This is a genomic window from Trichococcus sp. (assembly GCF_049589555.1).
In the GTDB taxonomy this organism is placed as follows: Bacteria; Bacillota; Bacilli; order Lactobacillales; family Aerococcaceae; genus Trichococcus.
The window spans coordinates 1-3,453 of record NZ_JBAWAZ010000244.1 but is presented as its reverse complement, the minus strand read 5'-3'; the positions used below and the strand labels follow the sequence as shown (position 1 = coordinate 3,453).

The window sequence follows — 3,453 nt, the reverse complement described above, 5'->3', positions numbered from 1 at the left end:
GCAGATCCCGATCGATGAATATTTACGAAGATGTGTTGAACAAATCGAACGCTGGGAAACTCAAAGAGACGAGATCGTCAATGACGGTTCGCTGGAACACACAAGAAGCCGCGAATATGCCTCTTATATTATGGATACGATTACAACCGGAACGCCGACTGTGATTGCCGGGAATGTTTTGAATAAGGGTCTGATTACGAACTTGCCGGAAAATTGCTGTGTGGAAGTTCCGTGTTTGGTGGACAAGAATGGCGTTCAACCTACCTATGTGGGTGACCTTCCTACGCAACTGGCCGCATTGGACCGGACAAACATCAATGTTCAGGAATTGACGGTTGAAGCCGCAATGACACTTGAAAAAGACAAAATCTATCAAGCGGCATTGATGGATCCGCATGCGAACTCGGAACTATCCATTTCAGAAATAAAAGAAATGGTGGACGAATTGATCGCTGCCCATGGCGATTATCTACCGACTTATAAATGAGAAAAGACGAGTGAGCGCGCACAATCGGCTCCGTCTTACTATACAACACACCAGATATCTTGAAATACAAAAAAACGAAATGAGGAGCCTGTGGGTGCTCTTCATTTCGTTTTTTGTTTGTTTTCAATTGGTCATACCACGTGATGAATATTGCGCCATGATGTAGGCGTCATTTGATATTTATGTTTAAAAGACTTTGAAAAATGGAGTTGATTTGTATATCCAACGTCCGCAGCTACTTCATTGATGGATAAATTAGTATCTCTTAGTAAATCAGTTGATTTAGTGAGACGGTAATCTATCAAAAACTCTTTTATGCCTTTCTGAGTAGCTGATTTAAATACACGTCCCAGATAAGTTTGATTCAGCAGACAAAAATCCGCAACATCTTTAATGGTGATATCCCTTTTATAGTTATGTTCAATAAAAAGAATGGCGTTTCTCACATAATCATCATTTCTTTGCCTTAATAAATTAGTCCGCTTGTTGGATGCGCCCTGTTCCAAAGCGTCCAATAAGGTATAAATATATGATAGAAATTGGAGTGTGGAGTGGTGATAGGACTGAGTGATTGAGAAGAGTGTATCTTTAATGACTTTTTCGTATTGTTTATTATTCAGCCTAAACACAGCGAAATCATACGTCAGTCCTGCGTTTGCAAAATATCGACTTACATGGATTCCATCCAGCTCAACCCATGCATATACCCAAGGATCATCTTTGTCAGCGATGTAGGTGCATACTTGATCTGGCGAGCAAAGGAACCCGCAATTCTCTGTGAGAGCAGCTGATATTACTTCACCTTTAGCATTTGTATACTCAAAGTGTCCTTTGCCTTGGTAAATATAGTGGAATAAATAATGATTTCTTTTGATGGGACCATAAGACTTATTTGGCTCACAACGCTCGGACCCTACTTGATAAATCTTTAAATCTACTAGTTCTTCCTGATTAAGCGTGAAAAAATTATTGTTTGGAAGCATTATGATCCCTCCTTTTTATTTATATATATCATAATACAACTTTTTAGTTGTTTTTTCTATAAATCTAATGTTAATTACATAATAAATACGCTTTTATACATAGGAATCGCTTACATAGGGGGATATACTATATTTAATAAAAGGAGGTAGGAAAAATGAATATAAAAAAAGGGTTATACAGTTTGCTGGGGACGGTGCTATTAGGGACTACTCTTGCGGCTTGTTCTGCAGCAACATCAACGAGTGAGAGTTCCGACAACCAAGGTTCACAAGCAGACTCTGATGTTGTCACAATTTCATTTTTTGATAAGAATTCAGGCTCTAAAAAATTTGATGACCGTATTGCAAAAGAAATCGAAAAAAGAACAGGGGTAAAAATAGATCTACAAAATCCGACAGGAGATTATAATTCTAAGCTTGCCTTGATGCTATCGAGCAGAGACTATCCTGATATTGTAATGCTGGATCGCACCTCTGAGCTAGTTGATAAATACATTGCTGCAGAAGCACTTATTCCTTTGAATGATTTGATTGATGAATACGGACCGAATGCAAAAGAGATGTATGGAGACATGCTGAGCAAAACAAAAAATAGTGACGGAGAAAATTATTATTTCTCCAACTGGTATGGTCCTAGCGATCAGCCTGTTGTGGGTTGGAATATGCGTTACGATTACATGGTGGAATTAGTAGGAAAAGAGAGAGCAGATAGCCCAGAACCTTTTACACAGGAAGAAATGCTGAATGTAATGCGAGCTTTTAAAGAAAAGTATGCAACAGTTGACGGTAAAGAAGGAATACCTCTTACTATTGCTGAATCTGGAACAGATCTTGTGGGAATGTTTGGATTGAAGACATATTACGAAAAAGACAATGAATTGCAACATTATTCAAAGGATCCTCGTTTCCTTCAAATGGTTACTTTTATGAATCAAATGTATCGCGAGAATCTTTTGGATAAAGAGTGGGTAACGAATAACAGTACACTCAAGAATCAAAAATTATCAGCAGGAAATGTCCTGGGCTCAGTTAGTGGTTATTGGGATCCCCAAAGCGTGAATGATGCAAACAGACAGGCTGGAAAAGAAGATGCTGTTTTTGTTGCATACAAAGTAGTTGGTGAGGGAGTAGATCCTAGCGAGACAACTTATAGTGGCCGCAGTTCTCTAGGTTGGGATGCGATCGGTATCACGGACAACTGTGAAAATCCAGAAGCAGCAACGAAGCTCATCGATTTTTTGGCAAGCAGAGAAGGTCAAAGTCTGTTGCTTTGGGGAATTGAAGGTGAAGACTATACAGTTGAAAATGGTGAATATATTCCCGCAGAAGAAACATTGAACAAGTTCATAGAAAATAGGGAAAATGCCACGAATGAAACGGGTATTACGCGCTGGACCTGGTTTGTTAATAATATGGGTCCTACGGAAAATACACCTATGCGTATAACTGACTATATTGACAGAGGTACTTTCGAATCAAAAATGGCATTTCAAAATTTACAGGATACTTACTGGGATAGCTCAATTTATGAAGACTTAACCCCAGATGTAAATACTCCTGTGGGATTAAAATGGCAAAAAATTAATGATATTTTTGAACAAGCAATGCCAAAAATGATCAATGCTGAAAATGAAGCAGACGTAAACACTCTATATGAAAAAATGCTGGATGATATGGAGAAGGCAGGCTTGAAAGAAGCAGAAGAAGCCATCACAAAAAATTATCAAGAAAGACTGGAATTGTGGCAAGAGTCTTAATATGAAAGGGTGAGGGTACTCTAAAGGGTACCTTCCCTATTTTTTATTATTCGGACCTGTATTTGTTCTTCGAAGGAATTGGGCCGTGGATTGGAGTAGGAAGGAATGGAAATAGTGAAAGAAAAAAAGAAATTTAGTTTTAAGAATGTATTGGGTCATAAAAACGATCCACTTACTCAATCTATCATGAGACAAAGATATATCTGGTTGCTGGCGACCCCTGGGA

At 38.5% G+C, this 3,453-nt stretch carries 2 protein-coding genes and 1 pseudogene; 2 read left to right on the top strand and 1 reads right to left on the bottom strand.

Going from position 1 to position 3,453, the window contains the following annotated elements; genetic code table 11:
• Positions 1-487, top strand: a pseudogene (locus tag WBV27_RS09000) (alpha-glucosidase/alpha-galactosidase); the annotation flags it as partial.
• Positions 488-618: 131 nt separating this feature from the next.
• On the opposite strand, the gene WBV27_RS08995 reads toward WBV27_RS09000, so the two are convergent.
• The gene (locus WBV27_RS08995) at positions 619-1,470 is read right to left on the bottom strand and encodes an AraC family transcriptional regulator (protein WP_424201345.1); all 852 of its coding nucleotides are present in this window, start codon (positions 1,468-1,470) and stop codon (positions 619-621) included.
• A 155-nt stretch (positions 1,471-1,625) separates the two neighbouring features.
• Between WBV27_RS08995 and WBV27_RS08990 the strand changes: the two genes are divergently transcribed.
• Positions 1,626-3,227 (top strand): extracellular solute-binding protein, encoded by a 1,602-nt coding sequence (locus WBV27_RS08990; protein ID WP_424201343.1) that lies wholly within the window; start codon positions 1,626-1,628, stop codon positions 3,225-3,227.
• The last annotated feature ends 226 nt before the right edge of the window (positions 3,228-3,453 follow it).

Bases quoted from the DNA above. Each gene is read 5' to 3' on its own strand.
- WBV27_RS08995 (WP_424201345.1), bottom strand. From the start codon at position 1,470: ATGCTTCCAAACAATAATTTTTTCACGCTTAATCAGGAAGAACTAGTA.
- WBV27_RS08990 (WP_424201343.1), top strand. From the start codon at position 1,626: ATGAATATAAAAAAAGGGTTATACAGTTTGCTGGGGACGGTGCTATTA.